Origin of the sequence: Buttiauxella sp. A111, assembly GCF_014189855.1 — a bacterium.
Classification (GTDB): Bacteria; Pseudomonadota; Gammaproteobacteria; order Enterobacterales; family Enterobacteriaceae; genus Buttiauxella; species Buttiauxella selenatireducens.
On record NZ_BJFN01000003.1, the window covers coordinates 364566 to 390723 of the forward strand.

Consider the following 26158-nt stretch of genomic DNA (forward strand, 5'->3'; position numbering starts at 1 on the left):
AAAACTGGCAAAACTCAAAAACTGGACCATAGTCAATAGCGTAGGGATCGCATTGTATTTTCCACAACCAATAAAATGAGGTTTGTCATGAAAATAGCGCAAGTCATTATTGCAACATTTGCTTTGGGCGCGGTGTCTTTTGGCGCCATCTCAGCTGAGTTGCTGACGAAGGAAGCGTATAACAGCCATAAAGATGAGTATGTGAAAATCGGCACTATCACCACCAGCGGTGAAACGGCACCTAGTGATGCCAAAGCTGAGCTATCCAAAAAAGCTGATGAGTTGGGTGGCAAGTTTTACGTTGTGACGTCTGCTGATACCGAGAATAAAATTCACGGCACAGCCGATGTGTACAACAAGAAGTAAGCGCCGAACTGATTAACTGAAAATGGGCAACTTATGCGTTGCCCATTAGTCTATTTTCCCGAATCCTGCCATAACAGACCACTTTCCCCACCCAAGTACCCTATACTTTGCCATCCGTACTTGATTGAAATACCTGAATAACGCAGGTATCTGGGTTTATCTGATGTATATATCAACCCGTTTTAGAATCGTGATTCACCTCTGCGCTTTTTTAGTGGTGCTCTACAGCCTGACCATGATCCCCCCCATGGTGCTGGCATTAATTGAGAAAGATCGCAGCCTGTTTGGTTTTTTTTATACGTTTATCATCACCTTTTCCCTTGGCGGGATAGGCTGGGCGGTTACCGGGCGCACAAACATTCAGCTTGAAACGCGCGATGGATTTATCATCATCGTTTTGTTTTGGCTGCTCTTTTCGCTTATCAGTGCGATGCCGCTCTGGCTTGACGACAGCTACAATGTGTCACTTGCCGATGCCATATTTGAAGGCGTTTCGGGCATTACGACCACCGGAGCCTCGGTTTTTAACGACGTATCAGGCCTGCCAAAGTCGATTCTCTATTACCGCGCACAGCTGAATTTTGTTGGCGGGTTAGGCGTTATCGTGCTCGCCGTCGCGGTGCTCCCTCTGCTTGGCATTGGGGGGATGAAACTGTATCAATCTGAAATGCCGGGGCCATTTAAAGAAGAGCGCCTCACCCCACGCCTTGCCGATACCGCGAAAAGCCTGTGGCTGACTTACTTGCTACTGGGTGCCGCCTGTACGTTTGCGTTCTGGCTGGCGGGCATGCCTTTCTTTGATTCGATTTGCCACGGCCTTTCTACCGTTTCACTTGGTGGGTTTTCGACCCGTACAGAGAGCATTGGCTTTTACGACAGCTACGCGATTGAACTGGTGGCTGGAGGGTTTTCGTTACTCTCGGCGATCAACTTCACGCTCTATTTTGTGGCTCTGTCACGCCGCAGTTTTAAACCGTTTCTCAAGAGTGCAGAACTGCGATTCTTCCTGTTGGTCGCAAGCATAGTCATTCTGATTATCACCCTCGAAGTCTGGCGCGCAGGAATGTACTCCCTGCCCGCGTCGTTTGTGCATGCCTTTTTCCTCACCAGTTCGATGATCACCGACAATGGCCTGGCGACGGCTGATTACGCCTCCTGGCCGGTACACACCATCGTTTTGCTGTTATCGGCCAGTTTTTTTGGCGGCTGCGTGGGGTCAACCTGCGGGGGTATTAAAGCGCTCCGTTTCCTGGTGTTATTTAAGCAAAGCCGCCATGAAGTGCATCAACTGGCGCATCCGCGCGCCATTATGAGTATTCGTGTTGGCAACTCGCCGGTTAACGACCGGGTATTGCGCTCGGTGTGGAGCTTCTTCTTCCTCTATGTCGTTTGCACCTGCTTTTTTATCTGGATGCTCAACCTGCAGGGATATGACCTCTTAACCTCTTTCGCCACCGTCGCGGCATGTATCAACAATATGGGGCTGGGATTTGGAGAAACGGCCGCAGGATTTGGCACTCTGAGCGATAGCGCAAAATACTTGATGTGCGCCGCCATGCTATTGGGGCGACTGGAGATTTATCCGGTGTTGATTCTGTTATCAAGAACGTTCTGGCGCAGTTAACTGCCTGACGAAAATCCTGCCCTTTTTACCGGGCAGGATGCTTCCCTTTACACGCTAAGTTCACCCCAAACCAAATTGCCTTTATGGAAAGTGGCAGTACGTGGTGAGATACGCGCGACAGCTTCGGCAGAACACGATGCGTCTACCAGCACAAAGCTCGCTTCATCTTGCGCTTTTGGCCACACGCGTTCGCCCTTGTCGTTAAGCGGCAGCACATTACCGGTGGCAATCGCCAGCGATCGGGAAAGATTCTCTTCACTCACACGCATATAGAGCTGCGCATACAGGTTAGCTTTCTCCAACATGTCGCCCAAACCATACGGCGACCAGTGGTCGATAACGCTGTCGGTGCCTGTCATCACAAACACGCCTTTTTCTTGCAACTGCTTGAGTGGCATATGCATGGTGCCAATCGGCACAGTGGATGCGATGGTGATTTGTTGCGCGGCCATACGCGTGGCAATAGCGTCCACTTCTTTTTCGTTCATCATTGCCAGCGCAAAAGCGTGGCTGATGGTCAGCTTGCCTTTCAGCTCCGGGGTTTTCTCAACGGTTTCAACCATATAATTCACCGCCGCGATGCCCGCAGGGCTGGTTTCATGCAGGTGAATATCCACGCCTTTTTTGTAGTCGATAGCAATCTGGAACATCGTATCTAACGATTTTTCCATCGCGCCGTCGACGTTAGTCGGGTCAAGCCCGCCGACGTAGTGCGCGCCCGCTTGCATCGCGTCACGCATCAACGCCACCGAGTTTGAATGCAGCAAACCATGTTGTGGGAACGCCACAATTTCACAGCTAAAACCGGCTTTGCGGCGTTCTAACACGGCTTGCAGGTTTTCCAGATTTTTCAGCCCGGAAACCGGCTCAACGTTGCAATGGCTGCGGGCAATGGTCGAGCCTTTCGACTGAATCAAATCAATCAGTTTTTCTGCGCGTTCCTGGGTAACCGGTTGCAGTTCCGGCAACAGTTTTTGCTCAAGGGCAATCATATCCAGGATGGTGGTGCCTGCCGGACGCGAATGCACACGCCACGGCCCACCGTAAAATGTTTTATCCAGATGGATGTGCATGTCACGCATCGCGGGGAGCAGCAGTTTGCCCGACACGTCATAGTGCGGCAGCGTGGCGTCTGGATGCTGTTTATTTGCGAGCAATGCCGCAATAACGCCGTCTTTAATTTCGAGCGTTTTCAGTTCGGTTTCCGTTCCCACGACATTCTGCCCGTCGCGCACAAACCCTGCTTCCAGCAGAACGTTGTCGAGGTAATAATGCGATTCTTTAATGGCACTCATGCGGTTATCGGTCTCACAAACGGTGGCTGCGGGTTTTGCAGCATACGCCATTGAACCGGTGGCACCAAAAAGTGCGCAGGCCGCAGCCACTTTTGTCCCACCGCTTAAAAACTCGCGACGGCTTTTTTCTGCATTATTCATCGATTTCTCCCGCTATTAAGCATTAACAATATGAGTCCCGGTTTCGCCACGCAGTGCGGCGGGTAATTTTTCCGGTGTAGTGATAATGACGCGCTTGCCGCCATTACGCAGGAACGCAAGGCTGGCAGTGATTTTCGGCAGCATGCTTCCCGGCGGGAAATGCCCCTGCGCACTAAATTCTGCCATTTGCTCGACCGTCACTTCGTCGAGGGCTCGCTGTTCTGGCTTGCCAAAGTGAATACACACTTTCTCAACGCCGGTGGTGATAACCAAAATGTCCGCCTTCACTTCGCGGGCCAGCAGCGCGGTCGAGAGATCTTTATCGATAACCGCATCCACGCTCTGGTAGTCGCCCTCCACGGTGCGAATCACGGGAATGCCTCCGCCGCCTGCGCCAATCACCACAAAACCTTGTTTGATAAGCGCCCCAATGGCATCGGCTTCAACAATGCGTTGAGGTTCCGGTGAGGCCACCACCCGGCGATACCCGCGCCCGGAGTCTTCGACAAACTGCCAGTCAGGGTGCACGGCTTTCAGCGCTTCACACTGCTGTTCGCTAAAGAACGCGCCTATCGGTTTAGTGGGATGGGCAAAGTTCGGATCGTTGGGGTCCACTTCCACTTGCGTAATCACGGTGACCGCTTTTTTATCGCCCTGTTTCCCCAGGCGATTATTGAGCGCTTGTTGAATCAAATAACCGATGCCACCCTGGGTATCCGCCACGCAGTTTGCCAGCGGTGTGAGTGGCAGCCCTTCTTTTTCATGGGCGATTTCCGCACGACGCAAATCCAGCCCTACTTGCGGGCCATTGCCGTGTGTCAGCACGATGTCGTAATCCGATGAGAGCATTTCCAGCACCGTCTGAGCGACTTCTTTTACTGCCACTTGTTGATGTTCAACCGACTGGCTGGCGTTGTCTTTGATGATGCTATTGCCACCGATGGCGACGACTACGAGTTGTTTCATGTGTTTTCCTTGTAGGGTTGGTCGCCCTCACCCCGGCCCTCTCCCCCAGGAGAGGGGGAAACCTGGTGAAGGAGAAAACCGGACAGTTCCCTCTCCCTGGGGGAGAGGGTTAGGGTGAGGGGAAAATTTAGCTATCTGAAACCGCAGTCACCGCAGTCGCCGCCGCTTCACGTCGGTCCAACACATGCTTCACCACAAACATTGCGCCCATCATCAAATACGCAGTGACGAACATCAGCGAACTGCCCTGCGCAATGCCAACCATCGGTGCGTGAATCACGCCAAACAGGGCCAGCAACGCACCGACTGCCGCCGCAATCGCGCCGCGTAACGGTTTGTTGATGATGGCGAAGATAGCCACGCAGCCCCACAACATACTGGCCAGCGGCGCGCCGTTACCCAAATGCACCAACCCTTGATAAAACACGCCTTTGTGAGCCAGTGCTTCCGGGCCGATTTTCGCCGCCGACGTTCCTGCGGCTGCCATCACGCTATTCACCATGGTCAATGCCCAGTTGGCTATCCACGGGAACAGGCAGATAAAGATAACCGGCACCTCAATTTTCGGCGTTTCGCGCACCACCTGGTTGGCGGTGACCACACCGATAAACACCAGAATCGGCACAATCGCAGTCATCGGAATAATGGCGAGCATAAACGCCCCCAGCCCGAACAACGGCACGATAAACATAGTCACACCTGACGCCAGCGTATAACCGATACTTGCGCCCATCGCTTTCCAACCTGCGTGACCGACATACACCGTGACCGGGAACGGGTTCCCCATCAGGCAACCGAGCGTTGACGCCAGCCCGTTGGTCAGCATGACTTTACGCGTGTTGTATTCATCCCCTGCGGCGTGAGCACTTTCGATGTTTTCCAGGTCGAAAATGTAGTTCGCCAGGCCCAACGGCACCGCGGATGCGAGGTAAGGCAGCGCATGTGGCAGTCCTTGCAGGAAGCTATCAACATGAATCGATGGCGGGTTAAACCCGAACGATGACATTGACGCTTTGATGGCTTCCGGACTTTGCAGACCTGAAATCCAGGCCAGCGCAGTACCGGCAACCAGCAGCAGCAAACCGGTCGGAATGCGGGCAAAAATAGGCTTTTTGCCAAACCAGTTAATGAAGATAAGCAACAGCACGATGAATGAAACCGTTGGTGCTTCGAAAGCCTGTAACATCGGGTTCATGGCCAGCAACAGCAGCCCTAAACCAGACAGACACGACAGCAACACGGTGCGGGGGATCATCTTGCGGATGGTTTCGCCAAGGAACGAACCGCCCACCAGAATCATCGCTTCAACAAAGCACCACACCAGGCCAATTTGAATCGCAAACTCGGCATCACCCGTTTGCTGATAAACCGGCATCAGCACCAAAAATGTCACGGTAAAAATCGAAGGCGCGCTGGGTCCGGATGGCAGCGCGGTAACGTCTTTTCGCCCTGTCTCCTTTGCCAGTTGCAAACCAAACCATGCGTAGCACACGCTTGCGACCAGTACCGCCAGCCCGAAGGCTGGCGCAATACGTCCATAAACAATTTCGGTCGGAATACCCACAACGAAAATGAGCAATCCCATCATGGTCAGCAAGTTGGTCAGGTTATTAGTCATTAACCCGAAATACGCTGCCCAGTCACCACGTTTCCACTCCAGCTTGATGCTATTCATTGCTGTTTCCCTCAGAAAGAGTAACGCCCGCTAAAGGCGAGCAGAGCCTTCTCAAAACATTCAAACGGCGGATGCACAATCCCGGCTCCAATCATGCCAATACCCGCATCTTTGTGGGCAATGGCCGTGTTGATCACCGGCAAAATGCCGCTGTCGCCCACGCGCGTAATATCAATGGCAGTCGGGACTCCCATAAACGACAGCAGTGGAATGGTGATATTTGGGTTTTCGCCGAGGGTTATCTCGCGCATCTGGCGCGAAAAATCAATGGCTTCGTCCACAGTGCCGCCCACCAGTGCAACAATCGCCGGGGCCGTCGCCATGGCAAAACCACCAATGCCGTAGGTTTCGGTTATCGCGCTGTCGCCAATATCCAGGCCGGAATCTTCGGGCTTGTAACCAGCAAACATTGGGCCGATCACCTGCTGCGCTGGGCCGGTAAACCAGTGACCAGGTAGCCCGCTTACGCGCAGGCCAAACTCCACACCGTTACGCGCCATGGTGGTGACGACGGTGCTGTACTCGATGCCGTGCGCCGCGTCCATCGCCGCTTTACACATTGCCATCCACGTCGGGCCTGAGAAGTAGTCGCTGCTGGCGACAAAATCGAACACCTCTTTTTGCTGCGCCACGGTGAAGTCGGTCTGAATAATCCACGGCGTCAGCGCCTGAATCAGCAGCGTCGTACCTGCGTTGTTGCGGTTATGACACTCATCACCCATATGCAGCGCTTGCGCCAGCATCAGACGTAAATCGATTTCACCTGCGAGCTTCATCGCATCGCGCAGCATTGGGCCCAGCACATCGCGCATCCAGATAAGACGGTCGATCACGCTCTGGTCATTGGCACCCATGCGCAGGATCTTCGCCATCTGCTCGCTAAGGTTGGTGTAAGCGCGGTTGCCGTAGGTTTTGTTCTCGACGATATGCATAAACATCGAAGCGGAAGTCACGCCCGCCATCGAGCCTACGCAGTCGTGTTCGTGGCAAGGCGAGAAGATGATTTCGCCCGATGCGGCAAGCTCTGCGGCGTCTTCCAGGTTTGCGGCTAGCCCTTCAAAGACTAACGCGCCGGTAACCGCGCCTTTCATCGCGCCGCACATTTTTTCCCAGACAACCGGAGGCCCGGCGTGCAGAATCGTATTGCGGGTCATGCCCGGCACCACGTTGATCGCCTGGTCATAGCCGATCAGCACAGGATGGGACTGGATGATACGTTCAACGGCAAGCTTGTTGGCCGTCGCCACTTTTTCCGCAAGTGCAGGTCCGGCAATGGCATCCAATGACTTAACCACGTCTAAATTGCCCTGCCCCGGCGGCGTCCAGTCCAACTGAGTCACGGGGATATTTTGCTTTTTCAAATCGTCGCTAAACATCGCAATACCGACGTTAATCACGTTCAGCGGTTGGTTGAACAAACTCATTGTGCATTCTCCTTGCAGACAAACTCACGCGCCAGCAGACCGGTGTTGGTGCTGCTGCTTGCCCAAATCACGCCAGCATCCGTCAGCATCTGGCACTGCTGGGCAAGCGAAGGGGTGTCCAAATCTGTGCCCAGGACGTAACCCAAAATCTCCAGATGACGCCCATCGCGGGCAGCAATAGCTTTCGCTTCTTTGATGGCATCAAGCATCACGCCGACAGGATCTTCATGCGAGCCGTAACCCAGCACGAAATCCATCGCAATCACGCCAACTTCCGGGTCACGCGCTTCTTGCAGCAAGCGGCTGATGCGGTTGGTTGGGTCAATCATCGGGTGCGGTTTGCCGTTGGTGAAATCATCGTCACCAAAATCCAGGAAAGTGTGGGCAATGCTGACGTTGACGTCTTTGAGGCGATATTCCGGGTTTGGCTGGATATTGCTGTAAACGTCCGGGTATTTTTCCAGTGCGGCAAACATCGCTTCGTCGCACAGCGTACCGCCGCAGAACAGCGCACGAATGTACTTCTGTTCAGGCTTCAGACGGGCACGAACTTCTTCAATAAGCGGCCAGTTGAGCGGGTGGAGATCCAGCGATTCCTTTTTAATGCCTGTGAGCAACACGGCTTTTAGCGCGGCTTCTTTAGTGGCACGGGCAAACTGTAAGCCCGGTTCATCTGCGCGAGTCTCTTTTGTCCCGAGGAAGCAGACAACAACTGGCTTGCGGCAATCCTGCGCACGTTGCAGCACTTTACGCGCGACGCTTTCAGCAGGCGGTTTTGAGACCAGCACAATCACTTCGGTTTGCGCGTCATCTTCCAGCATCTGAATCGCATCCAGCATCATGATGCCGCCGATTTTCTCGCTTAAATCACGTCCGCCTGTGCCGATGAGCTGAGAAACACCCCCGCCAAACTCATGAATACGCACGCTGAGTTCCTGGCTGCCGGTTCCCGACGCGCCCACGATACCGATAGATCCGCGACGCACCGCATTGCCAAAGCACAACGCCGCACCATTGATAATCGCGGTGCCGCAATCAGGCCCCATCATCAGCAAGCCTTTGCTGTGCGCGAGTTGTTTAAGTGCCAGTTCATCTTCAAGGGAGACGTTGTCGGAAAACAGCATCACGTTGAGATCATTTTCCAGCGCCTGGCGCGCTTCGCGGGCAGCAAATGCGCCGTTAACAGAAATCACTGCGAGGTTGCTTTCAGGCACGTTGTTGCTTGCGCTGGTCAGTGTTGCGTATCGAGCTTCGTGGCGCGAACCACCGTTGTCTTTTCGTGTGAACAACCCTTCGATAGCCTCAAGTGTGGCCTCGTTTGCCGCGTCGCTGGCACCTTTGATAACGATCATCAGGTCGCCATTGTTCGCCTGTTCGAGCTCATCGTTTAACAAGCCGAGGTTTTTCAGCACGCCTTTGTTCATCTCGGTGGCCATTGCCACAAACGCCTGATCAACCCCTTCCAGCTGGTTAGCTTTGGTTGAGATGGACATCAGTGAGACAGAATCAAAATAGGTATTCTTTTTAATCACAATCCTGGTTGACATGATTTCCTCCGTCATATCGGGTCAACGCGAAGGCATCTGCCATGCCGCAAAGCATGTCACAACCTGAACTTGACCCTATTTTTTTAATTTCATTAATAAACTGCTGAATATTTTGTTGTTCGCCGTTCAGTGCGTGATAAATAAAATCATGGATACTTTCACGAAAGCGTTGTTCAATAGCTTCCCGCAGCGTAATGGCACTGAGAAGCGTGGTTTGATTCCTGGCGCGCGCTAATACAGAAATAAATAACGAGCGATATTTATTGGCCGGATGCCCATTAATAAATAATACTGCACTTAATCCTGAAAGATAATCATCGCCCGTAGGTGTCAGCCCAATGCCTAATCCCAACAACGCGGTCATTTCATTTTCAATAGCAAAATAATTATCTTCCCGTAGCGCTAAAATAAGTTTCGCCCGGTGTAATTGCAGCAAACGACTCATTTCCTGATAAAAAATATTATCGCTCTGAAAATAAAATAATGACGAACTCTGCACCACACTGGCCTGGGTGATTTGCGCCAGACCTTGCCAGTCAATTTCTTGTCTACGCTGTGGGCTCAAATAAAGTGCATAGGGTTGCCAGCGTGTAGCGCGCGATAAATCAATGCGTTTATCGTTGCCAATATCAATGCCGTTACTGTGAAAACTTACCCGTTCACCGGGCCGAAATAGGTCCTGACAATGCTCAAGTGCTAAACGGCAGCTGTTCGGTGCGTTATCACAATGGGTGCTCAGCAAGGTGAAAATCTGTTGTCTGTCAGGGAGGTGAATATTCACCGCCCTTGAAAACACCTGCTCTACGTAACCGTTTGTAAAAGATAAATTTAAAAACGCACTATCTGCCGTTATAGCCAGGAAGCACTGCCGCTCAATCGTGCCTGCGATAGTACATCTCCTGTGTTTTACGCGCCGGCGTTTACCAGCAATTCAGCAATCTCGTGATAACCTTTATCCCGCGCAAGCGTCAGCGGAGATTTGCCGTATTTGTCGGTCATGTGCGGATTTGCACCATGGTCCAGCAGCAGCTTGACGATCTCTTGCTGCTTAGGGCCGCCGTCATTAAGCACGATGGCTTCCAGTAGCGGCGTCCAGCCAACAAAGTTTGTGTGATTGACGTTTATTTCCGTGCGCGTCACTAATTCACGCACAATTTCGACGTGGCCTTTTTCGCTGGCAGGGGTAATTCCAACACCACCAAAACGAGATAATACATTCAGGTCAGGATTTGCTGGCAATATCAGTCGTAATAATGTGAGGTCGTTATTCAGGCAACTCAGCAGGAATGGATTGAAGCAAGTTTCATCTTGTTTATTAATATCAGCACCGGCTGCGATTAAATACTCGATGCAATCATATTTTTTGTGCAAACTGGCGAGTGTAATTGCGGTGCGTCCCTGGCGATTAGTGGCATTAATATCCACGCCATCGTTGAGGCATTGTTTGAGGTTTTCCAACTGCCCGAGCTGTGCTGCATTTAGAAATTCTGCAATGAGTTCTTTCTGAGACATGTCCATACTCCCATACTCCCCTGCTTTGATATATATCTGATGAATCCCAATAAGCTGAGAATAGCAACACTTCAGTGGTATTAACATCCGCTTAAAAATCATTCATCGTTAATGGCAGCATTGTTGAATAGAATTCAACAGTGTGAGTAAAATGTGCTTCAGCGCAATGTTTTGCCTATGACAAAACCGTTTTCACCGCACTTTAGTACCGACTGCCCATGACGCCTCAAGCCCTTGTCGATAGCGGGGAAAACAGGATTCAAGAAGTGTGATACTCTTCAAATCAGTTGTAACGGCAGTGTTAAATACGGTTCAAGACTGGACCGTGGATCATAAGGAATACAAATACATTCAACAATTCGTCTGCCCAGGGAAATCGCGTCATGAACTCTATTTTCACCGAAGAAAACCTCCAGGCTTTTACCACGACTGCCCGTTACGCCAGTTTCAGCAAAGCCGCCGTGGAGCTGGGTGTCACCACTTCTGCCGTCAGCTACACCATCAAACGCATTGAGACTTACCTCGATGTGGTGCTGTTTGTGCGTAACACGCGCAGCATCGAATTAACCGAGTCAGGCTACTATTTCTATCGCAAGGCGACTGAGCTGCTTAACGATTTCCATGCCATCAAACGCGGCGTCGATACCATCTCGCAGGGAATTGAAGTGAAGGTGCGCATTTGCATCAATCAGTTGCTCTATACCCCGCGCCACACCGCAAAACTGCTGCAAATTCTCAAGAAACAGTTTCCCACTTGCCTGATTACGATTACCACCGAGGTTTACAACGGCGTGTGGGACGCGATTATCAATAATCAGGCGAATATTGCGATTGGCGCGCCGGATACGCTGCTCGACGGCGGCGGCATTGACTACACCGAAATCGGTGCGATTCGCTGGGAATTTGCCATCGCCCCGACCCACCCGCTGGCGTTTATGCCGGAGCCTATTTCTGAAAGCCAGTTGCGCCTGTATCCCAATATCATGGTGGAAGACACCGCGCTGACGCTCAATAAAAAAGTGGGCTGGTTACTGCACGGCCAGGAAGCGATTCTGGTGCCGGACTTTAACACCAAATGCCAGTGCCAGATTTTGGGAGAAGGGGTAGGTTTTTTGCCTGATTACATGGTTCGTGAAGCGCAAGAAAGCGGCCTGCTGGTCACGCGCCAGATAAACAACCCGCGCCAGCATTCACGCATGTTGTTGGCAACCCAACACGCCGCCACCGGACAAGTCACCCAGTGGATTAAAAAGCAGTTTGCGGCGGGCGGGTTACTGGCCGAGATTTATGGGGATTTGCTGCATCGGGAGTAGCGATGCTTGCACGGTCATTCACATTTACTGGGCGCTAACGTATTCGCGCAGTAAGGCCTGCCACGCCTGCGCATCGCCAAGGTACTGCCCGACCGGAAGGTCATGCAACTGGCCTTGCGCATCTTCCAGCACGAAAGTGGGGAACCCTGGCCCCTGAACTTTTGCCAGCAGCGCACGGCTCTGGGCGATATGGTCAGCAAGCGTAGTTGCCTCAATTAACGCCATTTCCTGCATAAATTCATCCGCAGAGAATCCGGCCTCTTGTGCTAACCCTTCCAGCACTGACATATCCGCTACACGTTTACCCTGTTGATAATGCGCAACCTGAATCAGGTGCAGCATCTCCAGCCCTCGCCCGGCGAGCTTTTCAGCGGCGAGGATCGCACAGGTCGGCGGTGCTGAGTCCATAATCGCGGTGGTATCCAGCAACAGACCGTTGATATACGCCTCGCCAAACGGCTGCCCGGTCATGGCGGCAATCCTTGCATCATGTTCAATCACATGACCGCGCCATTGCGCATCGATTTTGCGACGGTGGCTGCCCACCATCATGCCGCCACCGTGCAAAGTGATGGCAAGGCCAGGAACCGCCTGGGCGGCATCCACTAACGGTGCGGCACCGTAACACCAGCCGCACAGCGGATCGAAAATGTAATGCAGGGTCGTTGTGCTCATGATTTACCTCGTATTATTGCGGCCATTTCATTTCGTTTTTCAGCACCTTCGCACTGAGTTCCAGGCTCGATTCATCTTTCAGATTTGGGTACTGTTTTTTCATCATCGCAATCAGTTCTGCCGAATCTTTTGCCTTGGGTAAAGCCACTTCCAGCGCGGTGAGATAGTTTTGCGTGAAGGTAACAGACTCCAGCGTTTGCGGCGCACCCGGTAAGAAATGCCCTGGCACCACGACTTTCGGCTTCAGCGCTTTAATGCTTTCCAGCGTTTGCTGCCAGTCGGCGCGAGACTTCGCGGTTTGCGTATCCGCGACCCATAAATGAATATTGTTGCCAGAAACAGGCACTCCCCCGACCACCGCTTTTAACGCAGGAACCCAGACGAAGGTGCGATCCGCCGTGTTGCCTTTCACTTCAATCTGATGCCCATCAACGGTGAAACGGTTACCCGACAAAGGCTGCGGGACGATAATCGTCTGCGGCGTATTGTCTTTCAGAATCGGTCCCCAGTACGCCAGTTTGCCCTCTTTTGAAGACTCAATCGCGTTGATAGTTTCCGGTGTCGCAACAATTTTAGCGTCAGGGAACGCGGCATGAATTTTATCGAGCCCAAAGTAGAAATCAGGGTCTGAATGGCTGATATAAACCGTGGTCAATATTTTGCCGGTGGCTTTAATTTTCTTCACCAGTTGCTCGGCATCGTTACCCTGGAACTGAGCATCGATCAGCACCACTTCATGTTCGCCGCTAATTATTTCGGAGGAGACTGGGAAAACGCTCTTTTCGCCGGGATTATAGACGTCCATCTTCAATGGGCTGGCGGCATTCGCCCAGGTGCTGACGCCAATAAGAGCCAGTGCCAGTAGTGGTTTTTTATTTTTAAACATGGTCGATGTCCTGATTGGTCATAAATGATGGGCACATCTTACGTTGCACAAATCGAGACAAAAACCCGATAATAAGCAACTATTCATTGCGTAAATCGGACGAATCATGGATCGCCTTACGGCAGCAAACGTCTTTATCACCATCGTCGAACGAGGCAGCATGATTGCCGCCGCTGAACAGCTTGAGATGTCGCGCGCTATGGTCACGCGGTATCTGGCGCAAATGGAAGAGTGGGCGGGCGCCCGGCTTTTGCATCGCACCACACGCAAGTTGAGCCTGACGGACGCGGGCGAGCGTACGCTGGCACTTTCACGCAAAATGCTCGACGTTGCCAACGATATAGACAGGGTTGAAGACCCGCAAAGCGATGAAATTCGTGGCTTGTTACGCATCACCTGTTCGCAATCGCTGGGGCAAACCGCGTTGGTGGGCGCTGTGACTCAGTTCCTGAAACAACACCCGTTAGTGACGGTTGATTTGCAGATGAACAACCGTACGGTGAACCTGGTGGAAGAGCGCATCGATCTGGCGCTACGTATCACCAATGAACTCGACCCCAATCTGATTGCCCGCCCGCTTTCAATATGCCAATCCGTTGTTTGCGCCTCACCGGAATATCTGGCCGCGCACGGCATGCCGCAACATCCCGAAGATCTCGCCAGTCATAATTGCCTGACCTATTCGTGGTTTGGCAAAAGCCTGTGGTATTTCGAGCGCGACGGTGAACAATCAAGCGTCGCCGTCAGTGGCAATCTTAGTGCCAACGAATCCGTGGTGTTGCTGGCCGGGACATTACAAGCCGCCGGTATCTCAATGCAGCCGTATTATTCAGCCGCCCCGCTGCTGGCAACAGGCGAACTGGTTGAGTTATTACCCGACTACCAGCCGCAGAAAATGGAGATTTACGGCATCTATACCTCCCGCAAACAGATGCCTGCGGCGCTGCGTGCAATGCTGGATTTTCTGGTGGCATGGTTTGCCTCAGATGAGCAGTGGCTGAAGATGATGCGTTAACGCTGTGTCGTGTTACTCAGCCTACACATATCCCTGCATCAATAGTGGTTATTAAACGCGCATCTCATCTACCTCTTAAGGAGTGTTTCGCTACTCAATGTTTATTGGCTTGATTTTGCTCAATAACCCACCGGCAACTGTTGGTATTTTCGCGGCCATTCATACGTCATAACAGTGAGGTTACGATGGACGTCAGTCGCAGAAAATTCTTCAAAATCTGTGCCGGCGGTATGGCAGGAACAACAGCCGCGGTTCTGGGTTTTGCACCCAAAGCGGCTCTCGCGGAGGTGCGCAATTACAAGCTTATGCGCGCGAAGGAAACCCGCAATACCTGTACGTACTGCTCCGTAGGATGTGGATTGTTGATGTATAGCCTGGGTGATGGCGCGAAAAACGCTAAATCCAGCATTTTCCATATTGAAGGTGACCCGGATCACCCGGTGAACCGTGGGGCGTTATGCCCAAAAGGCGCAGGCCTGCTGGATTACATCCACAGCGAAACCCGCCTGCGCTACCCGGAATATCGCGCACCAGGTTCCGATAAATGGCAGCGCATCAGTTGGGATGACGCGTTTTCACGTATCGCCCGCCTGATGAAAAACGACCGCGATGCCAACTTCGTTGAGAAGAATGAGCAAGATGTCACGGTCAACCGCTGGCTCTCCACCGGCATGCTGTGCGCCTCTGCGGCCAGCAATGAAACCGGCATGTTGACGCAAAAATTTGTGCGCTCACTCGGCATGTTAGCGGTAGATAACCAGGCGCGCGTCTGACACGGACCAACGGTAGCAAGTCTTGCTCCAACATTTGGTCGCGGTGCGATGACCAACCACTGGGTTGATATCAAAAACGCCAACGTTGTGATGGTGATGGGCGGCAACGCCGCTGAAGCGCATCCAGTGGGTTTCCGCTGGGCGATGGAAGCCAAAAACAACAACGACGCCACGCTGATTGTGGTCGATCCGCGCTTTACCCGCACCGCTTCGGTGGCGGATATTTATGCGCCGATTCGCTCCGGCACCGACATTACTTTCCTGTCGGGCGTGCTGCTGTACCTGATTTCCAATAACAAAATCAACGCCGAGTACGTCAAAAGCTACACCAACGCCAGCCTGCTGGTGCGCGATGATTTTAGCTTTGATGACGGGCTGTTTAGCGGCTATGACGAGCAAAAACGCCAGTACGACAAAACAAGCTGGAACTATCAGTTTGACGAAAACGGCTATGCGAAACGTGACGATACGCTGACCGATCCGCGTTGCGTGTGGAACCTGCTCAAAAAGCACGTCTCGCGCTATACGCCGGAAATGGTCGAACACATCTGCGGCACGCCGCAGGCAGATTTCCTGAAAGTGTGTGAAGTGTTGGCCTCCACCAGTGCGGCTGACCGCACCACCACCTTCCTGTATGCGCTGGGCTGGACGCAACACACCGTGGGCGCGCAGAACATCCGTACCATGGCGATGATCCAGTTGCTGCTTGGCAATATGGGCATGGCGGGCGGCGGTGTGAACGCCTTGCGTGGGCACTCCAACATTCAGGGTTTGACCGATATCGGCCTGCTTTCCACCAGCCTGCCGGGTTACCTGACTCTGCCATCTGAGAAGCAAACGAGCCTTGAAACCTATCTTGCCGCCAACACGCCAAAAGCGACGCTGCCAGGCCAGGTGAACTACTGGAGCAACTATCCGAAGTTCTTCGTCAGCCTGATGAAATCGTTCTATGGCGATGATGCCCGCAAAGAGAACAACTGGGGCTTCGACTGGCTGCCGAAGTGGGATCAGTCTTACGACGTGCTCAAATACTTCGACATGATGGACCGCAATAAAGTCACGGGATACATCTGCCAGGGCTTTAACCCGGTAGCGTCGTTCCCGGACAAAAACAAAATCGTCGCAAGCCTTAGCAAGCTGAAATATCTGGTAATTATCGATCCGTTAGTGACCGAAACCTCTAACTTCTGGCAGAACCACGGCGAGATGAACGACGTGAACCCGGCGGCAATCCAGACCGAAGTGTTCCGTTTGCCATCGACCTGTTTTGCCGAAGAAGACGGTTCGATTGCCAACTCCGGGCGCTGGTTGCAGTGGCACTGGAAAGGCGCGGACGCACCAGGCGAAGCCCGCACCGACGGTGAAATTCTGGCGGGCGTTTATCACCTGATGCGCGAGATGTATCGCACTGAAGGCGGCAAAGGTGCAGAACCGCTGCTGAAAATGAGCTGGCATTACGACATGCCGGACCATCCAGAATCCGAAGAGGTCGCTAAAGAGAGCAACGGCTATGCGCTGGAAGATCTCTACGACCCAACGGGCGCACTGCTGGTGAAAAAAGGCCAGTTGCTGGACTCTTTCGCACAGCTGCGTGACGACGGTTCGACCGCATCCGCCTGCTGGATTTACACCGGAAGCTGGACGTCGAAAGGCAACCAGATGGCGAACCGCGACAACGCCGACCCGTCTGGCCTGGGCAACACGCTGGGCTGGGCATGGGCGTGGCCGATGAACCGCCGCATTATCTACAACCGCGCGTCAGCCGATCCACAAGGCAAACCGTGGGACCCGAAACGGATGCTGATCAAATGGAACGGGGCGAAATGGGTCGGCAACGACATTCCAGACTTTGCCGTGACGATTCCACCAGGCAGCGAAGCCGGGCCGTTTATCATGCAGCCGGAAGGTTTAGGCCGCCTGTTTGCCATCGACAAAATGGCGGAAGGGCCGTTCCCGGAACACTACGAGCCGTTTGAAACGCCACTCGGCACCAACCCGCTGCACCCGAACGTGGTGTCGAACCCGGCGGCTCGCCTGTACGAAGCCGATGCTAAACGCATGGGTAAACGCAACGAGTTCCCGTATGTCGGCACCACCTACCGTTTGACCGAGCATTTCCATACCTGGACCAAGCACTCGCGGCTTAACGCCATCGTGCAACCGGAACAGTTTGTGGAAATCAGCGAGAAGCTGGCGAAAGCGAAAGGCATTGCCAACGGCGACCACGTGAAAGTCAGCAGCAAACGCGGCTTTATACGTGCGGTTGCAGTGGTGACGCAGCGCCTGCAAACGCTGAACGCAGGCGGGCAGGAAGTGGAAACCATCGGTATTCCGCTGCACTGGGGCTTTGAAGGTACAGCGCGTAAAGGCTATCTCGCCAATACGCTCACGCCGTCAGTCGGTGACGCCAACTCGCAGACGCCAGAGTACAAGGCGTTTCTGGTCAACATTGAGAAGGCGTAAGGAGCGAACTCATGTCCATGCAATCTCAGGATATTATCAAGCGTTCGGCTACTAACGCGATTACGCCGCCGCCGCAGGCTCGTGACTTCAAGGAAGAAGTCGCCAAGCTGATTGACGTCTCAAGCTGTATTGGCTGCAAAGCCTGCCAGGTCGCCTGTTCTGAGTGGAATGACATCCGCGATGAAGTCGGTCATTGCGTCGGGGTTTACGATAACCCCGCCGATTTGAGCGCCAAATCCTGGACGTTAATGCGCTTTAGCGAAACCACGCAAAACGGCAAGCTGGAGTGGCTTATCCGCAAGGATGGCTGCATGCACTGCGAAGATCCGGGCTGCCTGAAGGCGTGCCCGTCTGCCGGTGCCATCATCCAGTACGCCAACGGTATCGTCGATTTTCAGTCGGAACATTGTATTGGCTGCGGTTATTGCATCGCCGGTTGCCCGTTCAATATTCCGCGCCTGAATAAAGACGATAACCGCGTCTATAAATGCACGTTGTGCGTCGATCGCGTGAGCGTGGGCCAGGAACCGGCCTGCGTGAAAACCTGCCCGACGGGTGCCATTCATTTTGGCACCAAAAAGGAGATGCTCGACGTGGCCGACGAGCGCGTGGCGAAGCTGCAAAAACGCGGTTATCCGCACGCCGGAGTCTACAACCCGCAGGGCGTGGGCGGCACTCACGTCATGTACGTGCTGCATCACGCTGACCAGCCGGAGCTGTATCACAATCTACCGAAAGACCCGCAAATCGACCTGCCGGTTAACCTGTGGAAAGGGATCCTCAAACCGTTATCGGCGGCAGGTTTTATCGCCACCTTTGCCGGGCTGATTTTCCATTACATTGGCATCGGGCCGAACGAAGAGGTGGATGAAGACGAGGAGGAACATCATGATTAAGCAGAGCAAATCGATTGTCAGGACCAAGTTTATCGACCGCGCCTGCCACTGGACGGTGGTCATCTGCTTCTTCCTGGTGGCGCTTTCTGGCATCGCGTTGTTCTTCCCGACGCTGCAATGGCTGACGCAAACCTTTGGTACGCCGCAAATGGGGCGTATTCTGCACCCGTTTTTTGGCGTGCTGATTTTTGTGGCGCTGATGTTTATGTTTGCGCGTTTCGTGCATCACAATATCCCGGAAAAGCAGGACTGGCCGTGGATTAAAAATATTGTCGAAGTGCTGAAAGGCAACGAGCATAAAGTCGCGGATGTCGGCAAATATAACGCCGGGCAGAAGATGATGTTCTGGACCATCATGAGCATGATTTTCGTGCTGCTGGTGACCGGAGTGATTATCTGGCGGCCCTATTTTGCCGATTTCTTCCCGATGAAAGTGGTGCGCTACAGCCTGCTGATCCACGCCACCGTCGCCATTATTCTGATTCACGCCATTCTGATTCATATGTATATGGCGTTCTGGGTGAAAGGGTCGATTAAAGGGATGATCGTCGGCAAAGTGAGCCGTCGCTGGGCGCAGAAACACCATCCACGCTGGTATCGCGCGATTCTTGCCAAAGAAGCGAAGAAAGAGAGCACCGAAGGGTTGTAATTGTTCTGCCCTACTTCCCCGGCATTTTCTGCCGGGGAAGCACCGATTTGAATCAGCGGTTATTTTCCCGGACAATAGGTTTTAACTGTCTTATTTAACCGCGGCGTAACAACATGAAACACCCTCTCGAAACCCTGATGAGTGCTGGCGGAATTTTGCTGCTGGCCTTTTTATCTTGCCTGCTGTTGCCAGCCCCTGCGCTGACGCTCGATCTCGCCAAAAAATTGATAGCGACATTCCATTTGCAGGATTTAAACCAGCTGTACACGCTCATTTTCTGTGTATGGTTTCTGGCCCTGGGTGCTATCGAATACTTCGTGATTCGCTTTATCTGGAGACGTTGGTTTTCAATCGACAGAGATGCGTAGAGAAGAATTTCAGGCGGTGAAATACCGCCTGAAAAAGAGAGATTAACGGCCAGCCAATGAGGCAATCGATCTAATATCGTTACCGGTCGGCGCCTGATGAACACGCAAACCAAACTGATCGACTACGGCAAATATATGCTCGAAGATATCGGCCTGAATCGCTTCATATTCCAGCCACACGACCGTATTGGTGAAAGCATAAATCTCGATGGGTAAACCTTCTGCACCCGGCGCTAACTGACGCACCATTAAGGTCATGTCTTTACGAATACGTGGATGGTTTTGCAGATATTCCGTCAGATAAACCCGGAATGTCCCGACGTTAGTCATGCTGCGGGCGTTAAGTACAGAAACCCCGTCGCTATTATGTGTGCGGTTATAATCTTCAATTTCTTTCGTGCGCGAGTCCATATAAGGTTTCAATAATCTCGCTTTCATTAACCGCTCAATTTCATCTACAGACAGAAAATGAATACTGGTGGTATCAATATTAATACTGCGCTTAATTCGACGACCGCCAGACTGCGACATTCCGCTCCAGTTTTTAAACGCATCAGAAACCAGGGCATAAGTTGGGATCGTGGTAATGGTATTATCCCAGTTACGGACTTTGACGGTGGTCAAACCAATATCGGTGACCGCACCATCCGCGCCATACTTAGGCATTTCCAGCCAGTCGCCCAATTTCAACATACGGTTCGCCGAAAGCTGAATACCGGCAACCAGCCCCAGAATCGGGTCCTTGAATACCAACATCAGTACCGCAGCCATCGCCCCCAGACCGCTTATCAGAATAGCGGGCGACTGGCCAATGATGCGCGAGACAATCATGATACCAATAACGATAGAGGCGATCAGTTTCACACCCTGGAATATTCCTTTCAGCGGGATATTCGACGAAATAGTAAATTTCTGTGATAAATTATAAATAACATCCAACAGAGAAAATAATGACAGCAACGAATACAACATAATCCACAGCTGAGCGCAGATGATCAATATCGTGCTGATGTCGCTGCCTTTCTGCATCCACAACACCACCTGGATATTGACGATCACCCCTTGCAGGGTTAAAGCAACGCGTTGAAATAACTTGTTTTCTGTAATGATTTGCAGCCATAAATGCTGACTGGATTTTGCCCGTTTTTCAAAGGCTCGCAACACTATTCTGTGAAGAATTAAATGCACCACCAAAGCGATTATAAAAATAATAGCCAGTACCACTAATATCGACGTAGCAGGATCAAGAATAATCCCGAAATTACTTAAAAATGAAACCAAATCTTTCATAATCACTCCTTCCTAAACAACGCATATAATGCTGGGTGACAAATTCATCTGCAACCATTATTGCGTTTTTAATTTCCTGAATATTCTTTACAAGATTTTTATTGCTTTGATGAAAAAGGGTATTTAAGAAAAATAATAACGATATAAATCCGGCTGGATTATCAGAGGGTGAATTCCACACGGCTGGCTATACTAAACGCACGAATGCACTCAGCGCGGGTGCAAAAAGCGAGATGACAGTATGCCACTTAGTGATTTTGCCCATTCTGACCCTTACACACTCGGTATTGAGCTGGAATTGCAAATCATCAGCCCGCCCGCCAACGATCTCAGCCAGGACTCATCGCTGCTGATTGACGCGCTAACTGGCGTTGTGACCGAAGGTGAGGTCAAACATGACATCACTGAAAGCATGTTGGAAATTGCAACGGGCGTATGTACTGACATCGCACAGGCGAATTCGCAGCTTTCCAGCTTGCGTCAGCACGTCTTGCAGGTGGCAAGCCAACATCATCTGGCTATTTGCGGCGGAGGGACGCATCCGTTTCAAAAATGGCAGCGCCAGGAAGTGTGCCAAAGTGAACGTTATAACCAGACACTTGAGCTATTCGGCTATTTAATGAAGCAGGCCACTGTTTTTGGCCAACACGTTCATGTCGGATGCGAAAACGAAGAAGATGCTATCTATTTAATGCATGGATTATCGCGCTTTGTTCCGCACGTCATCGCCCTCGCTGCATCGTCGCCATATATTCAGGGCAGTGATACCACCTATGCTTCATCACGCCTGAATATTTTTTCCTCCTTCCCGGACAACGGCCCTGCCCCGTTCGTAAGCAACTGGCAAGAGTTTAAATGGATGTACCAGCGCCTCGAGTCCAGCAGCATCGTGCAGTCGATGAAAGACCTGCATTGGGATATTCGCCCCAGCCCACACTTTGGCACGGTTGAAGTGCGCGTGATGGATACACCTTTAACCATCACGCGTGCGATTAATATTGCCGGTTTTATTCAGGCGCTGGCGCATTGGCTGCTTAGCGAACGTCCGTTTGTTCCACGTTCTGAAGATTATCTGTTGTATCGTTTTAACCGTTTTCAGGCCTGCCGTTTTGGCTTTGAAGGGATGCTGACTGATGTCCGCAATGGTGAACAACGCACGTTGGCAGAAGACATTTTGCCACTGCTTGATACTCTCGCACCTTACGCCGCGCCACTACAGGCGACCCCGGCGTTAGAAGCGATTGAGGGCTACGTTCGCCACAACGACAGTGACACTCGTCGCATCCGTCAATTTATTACCGAAGGCGGGCTATTAACCGAGTTGGTGCGCAAACATTGTGAAATTTGGGCAAGGGAGTAAATTTATTTTTCTGATTTTAAACTATAGAGGGTAACTATTACCCTCAAAGTAATTGAGATATAAATATAATTAGCCATCCTAAATTATTCTTTAACCAAAGCTTAATGAACAGATTATTTACTTCCTGAAAAACCATGTTAAAGTTGCGCGAAATAATCACCACTTCATTGACAACAAAAAAAATAGCACAACATTCCATTATTGAATGTCTTATTAAAAGGATTTAAAACATGACTCACTCATCAAATTTCCTGATGAAAAATATTTTTATATTGAGCGACAACCGTTATTTATTACCCGGTGTAAAACACCTCTTATCCACTTTTTGTCAGGATGACGTCACGTTCAATGTTAAGCATATAGCTAACAATAAGTTAAAAGAACTCTTTGATGAATTAAGATCGCAAGAAATTAACACCAACTCAGTTAATTATTTCATCGTTGAAAAGCAGGTATTTTATATCCTGAAATTAAATAATATCTCACCTACTGGCATACTTATTCCACCCACGGTAGCAATAAGTGAACTGCATAATATTTTGCTGAGGCAAAATAAAAAAGATAAATTCCTGAACTCCGAACATTACTATCGAAATACACATTCACATCGTGAAGTTGAAGTGGTATCGATGCTGCTGGAAGGCATTCAGCCCAAAAACATCGCAGACACGCTAGGGATCTCGATAAAAACGGTGAGCCACCACAAACAAATTGCGATTAAAAAAAGTGGTTTCTCGAACTTTAATGAATACTACATGCGTAATTTGACCATTCATCCTTTCATCCATCAGCGTTGATGGATTCCTCCTCGCAGGAAAAAGAGTCGATTTACGCCACAGCGGCACGACGCAAACTTGCCGCCAGACCGGGCTCAAAGACTTTCACTATGCAGTGACTCATGAATTCAGCTCATAGCTCCTTTCGTATTTAGCGGGCTAATCGCCAAACTTCCGGGATGATAATGTTTCATTTCCGGATAACACGGCAAGCCTGGACGAGTTTCCTATACTTCAGAGTCACTGTTGTCCATTTAACCCGGCAGCAAATGCCGACGTGGAGGAAAAATGGAAGAAAAGCTGAAAATCACCCCGGCGGGCTCCCAGCCCTCTCAATCGGGTCCGGAAAGTTACTTCACAGGTAGAGTCCGTATTGACGCACCTTTCCAGACCACTCCCCCAGCACGCGCTGGCGGCGCAACCGTCACTTTTGAACCCGGTGCGCGTACCGCCTGGCATACCCATCCCCTTGGCCAAACCCTGATTATTACCCACGGTCATGGCTGGCTACAGGAATGGGGTGCAGAAATTCGTGAAATAAACCAGGGCGATATTGTCTGGATACCCGAAGGCGTAAAGCACTGGCACGGTGCAACGCCCGACAATGCCATGACCCATATCGCGATTGCTGAGTCACTGAACGGTAGCCCCGTTGAATGGATGGAGCATGTCAGCGACGATCAATATAAAAAAGATACCCTTCATTCTTGAAGCTGCTTCTTCGTTGGCTGCACTCACTCACCCCAGTCACTTACTTGAGTAAGCTCCCGGGGATTCATGAGTTTGCCGCCTTGAAGCAACTTCAATTATTTTGGGTATCGCCCCCCAATTCGGAGAACAAACATGACGATGAAAGTGCTCGGCTATGCTGCCCAATCCGCAGATGCTCCCCTTGCTCCGTTCGAATTTATGCGACGTACACCCCGCCCTGATGATGTTGTCATTGAAGTGATGTACTGCGGTGTGTGCCACTCCGATCTTCACCAGGCGCGTAACGACTGGGGCTTTAGTCAGTATCCGTTAGTGCCAGGCCATGAAGTGGTTGGCCGCGTGGCTTCAATTGGCAGCAACGTGACGAAATTCAAGCCAGGCGATTACGCAGGAATAGGCTGCATGGTGGACTCCTGTCGAACTTGTCATCCATGCAAAGAAGGCCTGGAGCAATACTGCGAAGAAGGCAACGTGCAGACTTACAATGGCGTAGACCGCCATGACCACCAGCCGACTTATGGCGGCTATTCGCAAACCATTATTGCCTCGGAAGATTTTATTCTGAAAATGCCGGAAGGTATGGATCTGAAAGGGGCGGCACCACTGCTATGTGCCGGTATCACCACCTGGTCACCGCTGCGCCACTGGAATGTGGGCAAAGGCAGTAAAGTCGCCGTTATTGGGCTGGGTGGGCTGGGTCATATGGCGCTGAAACTGGCAAGCGCCATGGGGGCTGAAGTCACGCTGTTCACCCGTTCGGCCAGCAAAGAGGCGGATGCTCGACGCTTAGGGGCGCATCACATTGTGCTCTCCACGGATGAAACACAAATGGCGTCGGCGAAGAACCAGTTCGATTTAATCATCGACACCGTACCTTACGATCACGACATTAACCCGTATATGCCAACGCTTACGCTTGATGGAACACTGGTGTACGTCGGGTTGCTGGGCAATATTGAACCGCCGGTTAGCACGCTGCCGCTGATTCTGGGCCGCCGTTCGGTTGCGGGTTCCTGTATTGGTGGGATTAAAGAGACACAAGAGATGCTGGATTTCTGTGGCGAGCACGGAATTGTTTCAGATATTGAGATGATCAAGATTCCGGAGATTAACGAGGCTTATGAACGGATGTTAAAAAGCGACGTGAAGTATCGTTTTGTCATCGATATGGCCACGCTTAAATAGACGTTTAAATAAACAGGAAGGATAGTGTGGCGCTATTTCACCACACTATCCTGTTGTTCTATTCTTAAAGTTCGATAATTAATAATAGCTAATCGTCACATTGGCCTTACCGGTAATTTTACCGGTAAACGGCTGACCATCTTTTGTAATATCATCGGCGGTTTGTACAATAGCGGCCGAATATTTCACGCTGTTTGCACCTTTACGAAAAGCCCCAAGATCGTTTTGAACGCCTAGTACAACGGGTTTATCGTCCTGATCGTAAAGCTCAATCCCCACACCGTCTAAAGCTTTTAATCCGCCACTGGCATCATAAGCATTTAACCTTGCTTGCAGTGACTTAGCGGTATGCGCATCGTCGAAAGTGAGCTCCATATGGCTGGTGAACGTACTACAGGTGAAACTGATACCAAACAAAGTCCGGTTACCAACCAATGGCAAGGATTCACCACTTCGTTTAGAAAATGAACCGAGATCGACCGTTTGATGTGGGTTATCCAGCGAACATGAAGGTGCCGCCATATAAACCCCGCTGCCAAGCGGCACACTAATATCAGTACTTCCCGCAAAACCATCAACGGTAAAAACTAAATCGTATCCTGGCGGAATAACAGGTAACTCGCTGTATTCGACCCAACCATATTTAATCAACTCAACGCGCATTGACTCAATCGCATAGTTATAAACCTGGTCGAATTTATACTGCGTTTTCTCACTATTATGTTGCGCACCAAACTGCACCAGCGATGTGTCAGGGCCAATATTCACAATCGGATATTCAGCCCCAAGGCTTTTACCCGGCATCATTGCAGCCGATGGATAACTGCTCGGCGGTGTTTCTCCACTGATCGCCGTGGCCTTAATAAACATTTTAAGTTTTATGCCGTTATTGCTGGTGTCGGCCTCACCAATCCAGTTTAGTGGTTTACCATTCACCGACTTGAGTTTTAACGTTACATATCCATCAAACCCTACGGGAGGGGCAACATACGCACCATTGGTTGTACAACTCAAACGCATATTCGGCAAAAAATAGGCGTAGTCGACGTTTAAGATCACCGAGTAATCGGGTAAATCTTCATCGACCGCAATCGGGTGCGCACGAGTAAACGGTGAAAAAGGTGCCGCGCCTCCCGTATCAATTTCGCAACTTAGTCCTGACGCGGCCAGCGCTGAGCCACAACTGATAACGAACAGTATCAGCCCGAATACGGAAGCGATAATCGGGGGTAAATGGACACGTTTCAT

At 51.3% G+C, this 26158-nt stretch carries 23 protein-coding genes; 12 read left to right on the top strand and 11 right to left on the bottom strand.

The genetic code is table 11. The features are described from left to right. Positions 1-87: 87 nt before the first annotated feature. Entirely contained in the window at positions 88-366 is a 279-nt protein-coding gene (yahO, locus tag BSPA111_RS11020; protein WP_183271199.1) for a DUF1471 family periplasmic protein YahO, read from the top strand. A gap of 163 nt (positions 367-529) precedes the next feature. Beyond that, positions 530-1990, top strand: coding sequence for a TrkH family potassium uptake protein (locus BSPA111_RS11025; RefSeq protein ID WP_183271200.1), 1461 nt, complete (start codon positions 530-532; stop codon positions 1988-1990). A 47-nt stretch (positions 1991-2037) separates the two neighbouring features. On the opposite strand, the gene BSPA111_RS11030 is transcribed toward BSPA111_RS11025, so the two are convergent. The 7 genes from BSPA111_RS11030 to BSPA111_RS11060 form a co-directional block, all read right to left on the bottom strand. After that, positions 2038-3426, bottom strand: coding sequence for an amidohydrolase family protein (locus tag BSPA111_RS11030; RefSeq protein ID WP_183271201.1), 1389 nt, complete (start codon positions 3424-3426; stop codon positions 2038-2040). A 15-nt stretch (positions 3427-3441) separates the two neighbouring features. Next, positions 3442-4392 carry a carbamate kinase family protein gene (locus BSPA111_RS11035; protein ID WP_183271202.1) on the bottom strand — a complete coding sequence of 317 codons (951 nt, stop codon included), beginning with the start codon at positions 4390-4392 and terminating at the stop codon, positions 3442-3444. Positions 4393-4519: 127 nt separating this feature from the next. Then, complete coding sequence (locus BSPA111_RS11040; protein WP_183271203.1) at positions 4520-6067, bottom strand: xanthine permease; 1548 nt, start codon at positions 6065-6067, stop codon at positions 4520-4522. Positions 6068-6078: 11 nt separating this feature from the next. Continuing rightward, positions 6079-7491: a DUF1116 domain-containing protein gene (locus BSPA111_RS11045; RefSeq protein ID WP_183271204.1), complete on the bottom strand. Its 1413-nt coding sequence runs from the start codon at positions 7489-7491 to the stop codon at positions 6079-6081. Continuing rightward, complete coding sequence (fdrA, locus tag BSPA111_RS11050; protein ID WP_183271205.1) at positions 7488-9038, bottom strand: acyl-CoA synthetase FdrA; 1551 nt, start codon at positions 9036-9038, stop codon at positions 7488-7490. The genes BSPA111_RS11045 and fdrA overlap by 4 nt, the downstream gene beginning before the upstream one ends. Beyond that, the gene (locus BSPA111_RS11055) at positions 9016-9780 is read right to left on the bottom strand and encodes a DUF2877 domain-containing protein (protein ID WP_255459263.1); all 765 of its coding nucleotides are present in this window, start codon (positions 9778-9780) and stop codon (positions 9016-9018) included. The genes fdrA and BSPA111_RS11055 overlap by 23 nt, the downstream gene beginning before the upstream one ends. A gap of 164 nt (positions 9781-9944) precedes the next feature. Further along, complete coding sequence (locus BSPA111_RS11060) at positions 9945-10550, bottom strand: ankyrin repeat domain-containing protein (protein ID WP_183271207.1); 606 nt, start codon at positions 10548-10550, stop codon at positions 9945-9947. A 383-nt stretch (positions 10551-10933) separates the two neighbouring features. Between BSPA111_RS11060 and BSPA111_RS11065 the strand changes: the two genes are divergently transcribed. Next, a complete protein-coding gene (locus BSPA111_RS11065) occupies positions 10934-11863 on the top strand; it encodes a LysR substrate-binding domain-containing protein (protein WP_183271208.1) in 930 nt (309 codons plus the stop codon). Between the two features lie 24 nt (positions 11864-11887). On the opposite strand, the gene BSPA111_RS11070 is transcribed toward BSPA111_RS11065, so the two are convergent. Together BSPA111_RS11070 and BSPA111_RS11075 are read right to left on the bottom strand one after the other, a co-directional pair. Next, a complete protein-coding gene (locus BSPA111_RS11070; RefSeq protein WP_183271209.1) occupies positions 11888-12538 on the bottom strand; it encodes a DsbA family protein in 651 nt (216 codons plus the stop codon). Between the two features lie 13 nt (positions 12539-12551). Then, positions 12552-13424 (bottom strand): MBL fold metallo-hydrolase, encoded by an 873-nt coding sequence (locus tag BSPA111_RS11075; RefSeq protein WP_183271210.1) that lies wholly within the window; start codon positions 13422-13424, stop codon positions 12552-12554. Positions 13425-13530: 106 nt separating this feature from the next. Here BSPA111_RS11075 and BSPA111_RS11080 point away from each other — a divergent pair, with 106 nt between their 5' ends. From BSPA111_RS11080 to BSPA111_RS11100, 5 genes are all read left to right on the top strand, one after another. Continuing rightward, positions 13531-14439: a LysR family transcriptional regulator gene (locus BSPA111_RS11080; protein ID WP_183271211.1), complete on the top strand. Its 909-nt coding sequence runs from the start codon at positions 13531-13533 to the stop codon at positions 14437-14439. Positions 14440-14624: 185 nt separating this feature from the next. Next, on the top strand, positions 14625-17675 hold the full coding sequence (gene fdnG, locus BSPA111_RS11085) for a formate dehydrogenase-N subunit alpha (protein ID WP_183271212.1): 3051 nt from the start codon (positions 14625-14627) through the stop codon (positions 17673-17675). Positions 17676-17686: 11 nt separating this feature from the next. Continuing rightward, on the top strand, positions 17687-18571 hold the full coding sequence (gene fdxH, locus BSPA111_RS11090; RefSeq protein WP_183271213.1) for a formate dehydrogenase subunit beta: 885 nt from the start codon (positions 17687-17689) through the stop codon (positions 18569-18571). Further along, on the top strand, positions 18567-19220 hold the full coding sequence (gene fdnI, locus BSPA111_RS11095) for a formate dehydrogenase-N subunit gamma (protein WP_183271442.1): 654 nt from the start codon (positions 18567-18569) through the stop codon (positions 19218-19220). Before fdxH ends, fdnI begins: the two co-directional genes overlap by 5 nt. Before the next feature lie 113 nt (positions 19221-19333). Next, on the top strand, positions 19334-19588 hold the full coding sequence (locus BSPA111_RS11100; RefSeq protein WP_183271214.1) for a DUF1158 domain-containing protein: 255 nt from the start codon (positions 19334-19336) through the stop codon (positions 19586-19588). Positions 19589-19630: 42 nt separating this feature from the next. Here the strand turns inward: BSPA111_RS11100 and BSPA111_RS11105 are convergent, their stop codons facing one another. Then, a complete protein-coding gene (locus tag BSPA111_RS11105; protein WP_183271215.1) occupies positions 19631-20878 on the bottom strand; it encodes a mechanosensitive ion channel family protein in 1248 nt (415 codons plus the stop codon). Positions 20879-21119: 241 nt separating this feature from the next. On the opposite strand from BSPA111_RS11105, the gene BSPA111_RS11110 reads away from it, so the two are divergent. From BSPA111_RS11110 to BSPA111_RS11125, 4 genes are all read left to right on the top strand, one after another. Beyond that, positions 21120-22238, top strand: coding sequence for a YbdK family carboxylate-amine ligase (locus tag BSPA111_RS11110; protein WP_183271216.1), 1119 nt, complete (start codon positions 21120-21122; stop codon positions 22236-22238). 230 nt (positions 22239-22468) lie between these two features. After that, positions 22469-23035 carry a LuxR C-terminal-related transcriptional regulator gene (locus BSPA111_RS11115; RefSeq protein ID WP_183271217.1) on the top strand — a complete coding sequence of 189 codons (567 nt, stop codon included), beginning with the start codon at positions 22469-22471 and terminating at the stop codon, positions 23033-23035. Positions 23036-23302: 267 nt separating this feature from the next. Continuing rightward, on the top strand, positions 23303-23725 hold the full coding sequence (locus tag BSPA111_RS11120) for a cupin domain-containing protein (protein ID WP_183271218.1): 423 nt from the start codon (positions 23303-23305) through the stop codon (positions 23723-23725). A gap of 132 nt (positions 23726-23857) precedes the next feature. Then, positions 23858-24910 (top strand): NAD(P)-dependent alcohol dehydrogenase, encoded by a 1053-nt coding sequence (locus BSPA111_RS11125; RefSeq protein ID WP_304502623.1) that lies wholly within the window; start codon positions 23858-23860, stop codon positions 24908-24910. Between the two features lie 78 nt (positions 24911-24988). Here the strand turns inward: BSPA111_RS11125 and BSPA111_RS11130 are convergent, their stop codons facing one another. Then, positions 24989-26158, bottom strand: coding sequence for a fimbrial protein (locus BSPA111_RS11130; protein ID WP_183271219.1), 1170 nt, complete (start codon positions 26156-26158; stop codon positions 24989-24991).

Excerpts from the sequence above, each read along its gene's own strand:
- BSPA111_RS11025 (WP_183271200.1), top strand. The coding sequence starts at position 530 with ATGTATATATCAACCCGTTTTAGAATCGTGATTCACCTCTGCGCTTTT.
- BSPA111_RS11080 (WP_183271211.1), top strand. The coding sequence starts at position 13,531 with ATGGATCGCCTTACGGCAGCAAACGTCTTTATCACCATCGTCGAACGA.
- BSPA111_RS11060 (WP_183271207.1), bottom strand. The coding sequence starts at position 10,550 with ATGTCTCAGAAAGAACTCATTGCAGAATTTCTAAATGCAGCACAGCTC.
- BSPA111_RS11110 (WP_183271216.1), top strand. The coding sequence starts at position 21,120 with ATGCCACTTAGTGATTTTGCCCATTCTGACCCTTACACACTCGGTATT.
- BSPA111_RS11120 (WP_183271218.1), top strand. The coding sequence starts at position 23,303 with ATGGAAGAAAAGCTGAAAATCACCCCGGCGGGCTCCCAGCCCTCTCAA.
- fdxH (WP_183271213.1), top strand. The coding sequence starts at position 17,687 with ATGTCCATGCAATCTCAGGATATTATCAAGCGTTCGGCTACTAACGCG.
- BSPA111_RS11065 (WP_183271208.1), top strand. The coding sequence starts at position 10,934 with ATGAACTCTATTTTCACCGAAGAAAACCTCCAGGCTTTTACCACGACT.
- BSPA111_RS11075 (WP_183271210.1), bottom strand. The coding sequence starts at position 13,424 with ATGTTTAAAAATAAAAAACCACTACTGGCACTGGCTCTTATTGGCGTC.
- BSPA111_RS11105 (WP_183271215.1), bottom strand. The coding sequence starts at position 20,878 with ATGAAAGATTTGGTTTCATTTTTAAGTAATTTCGGGATTATTCTTGAT.
- BSPA111_RS11035 (WP_183271202.1), bottom strand. The coding sequence starts at position 4,392 with ATGAAACAACTCGTAGTCGTCGCCATCGGTGGCAATAGCATCATCAAA.
- yahO (WP_183271199.1), top strand. The coding sequence starts at position 88 with ATGAAAATAGCGCAAGTCATTATTGCAACATTTGCTTTGGGCGCGGTG.
- fdrA (WP_183271205.1), bottom strand. The coding sequence starts at position 9,038 with ATGTCAACCAGGATTGTGATTAAAAAGAATACCTATTTTGATTCTGTC.
- BSPA111_RS11040 (WP_183271203.1), bottom strand. The coding sequence starts at position 6,067 with ATGAATAGCATCAAGCTGGAGTGGAAACGTGGTGACTGGGCAGCGTAT.
- BSPA111_RS11130 (WP_183271219.1), bottom strand. The coding sequence starts at position 26,158 with ATGAAACGTGTCCATTTACCCCCGATTATCGCTTCCGTATTCGGGCTG.
- BSPA111_RS11030 (WP_183271201.1), bottom strand. The coding sequence starts at position 3,426 with ATGAATAATGCAGAAAAAAGCCGTCGCGAGTTTTTAAGCGGTGGGACA.
- BSPA111_RS11045 (WP_183271204.1), bottom strand. The coding sequence starts at position 7,491 with ATGAGTTTGTTCAACCAACCGCTGAACGTGATTAACGTCGGTATTGCG.
- BSPA111_RS11070 (WP_183271209.1), bottom strand. The coding sequence starts at position 12,538 with ATGAGCACAACGACCCTGCATTACATTTTCGATCCGCTGTGCGGCTGG.
- BSPA111_RS11115 (WP_183271217.1), top strand. The coding sequence starts at position 22,469 with ATGACTCACTCATCAAATTTCCTGATGAAAAATATTTTTATATTGAGC.
- BSPA111_RS11125 (WP_304502623.1), top strand. The coding sequence starts at position 23,858 with ATGACGATGAAAGTGCTCGGCTATGCTGCCCAATCCGCAGATGCTCCC.
- BSPA111_RS11100 (WP_183271214.1), top strand. The coding sequence starts at position 19,334 with ATGAAACACCCTCTCGAAACCCTGATGAGTGCTGGCGGAATTTTGCTG.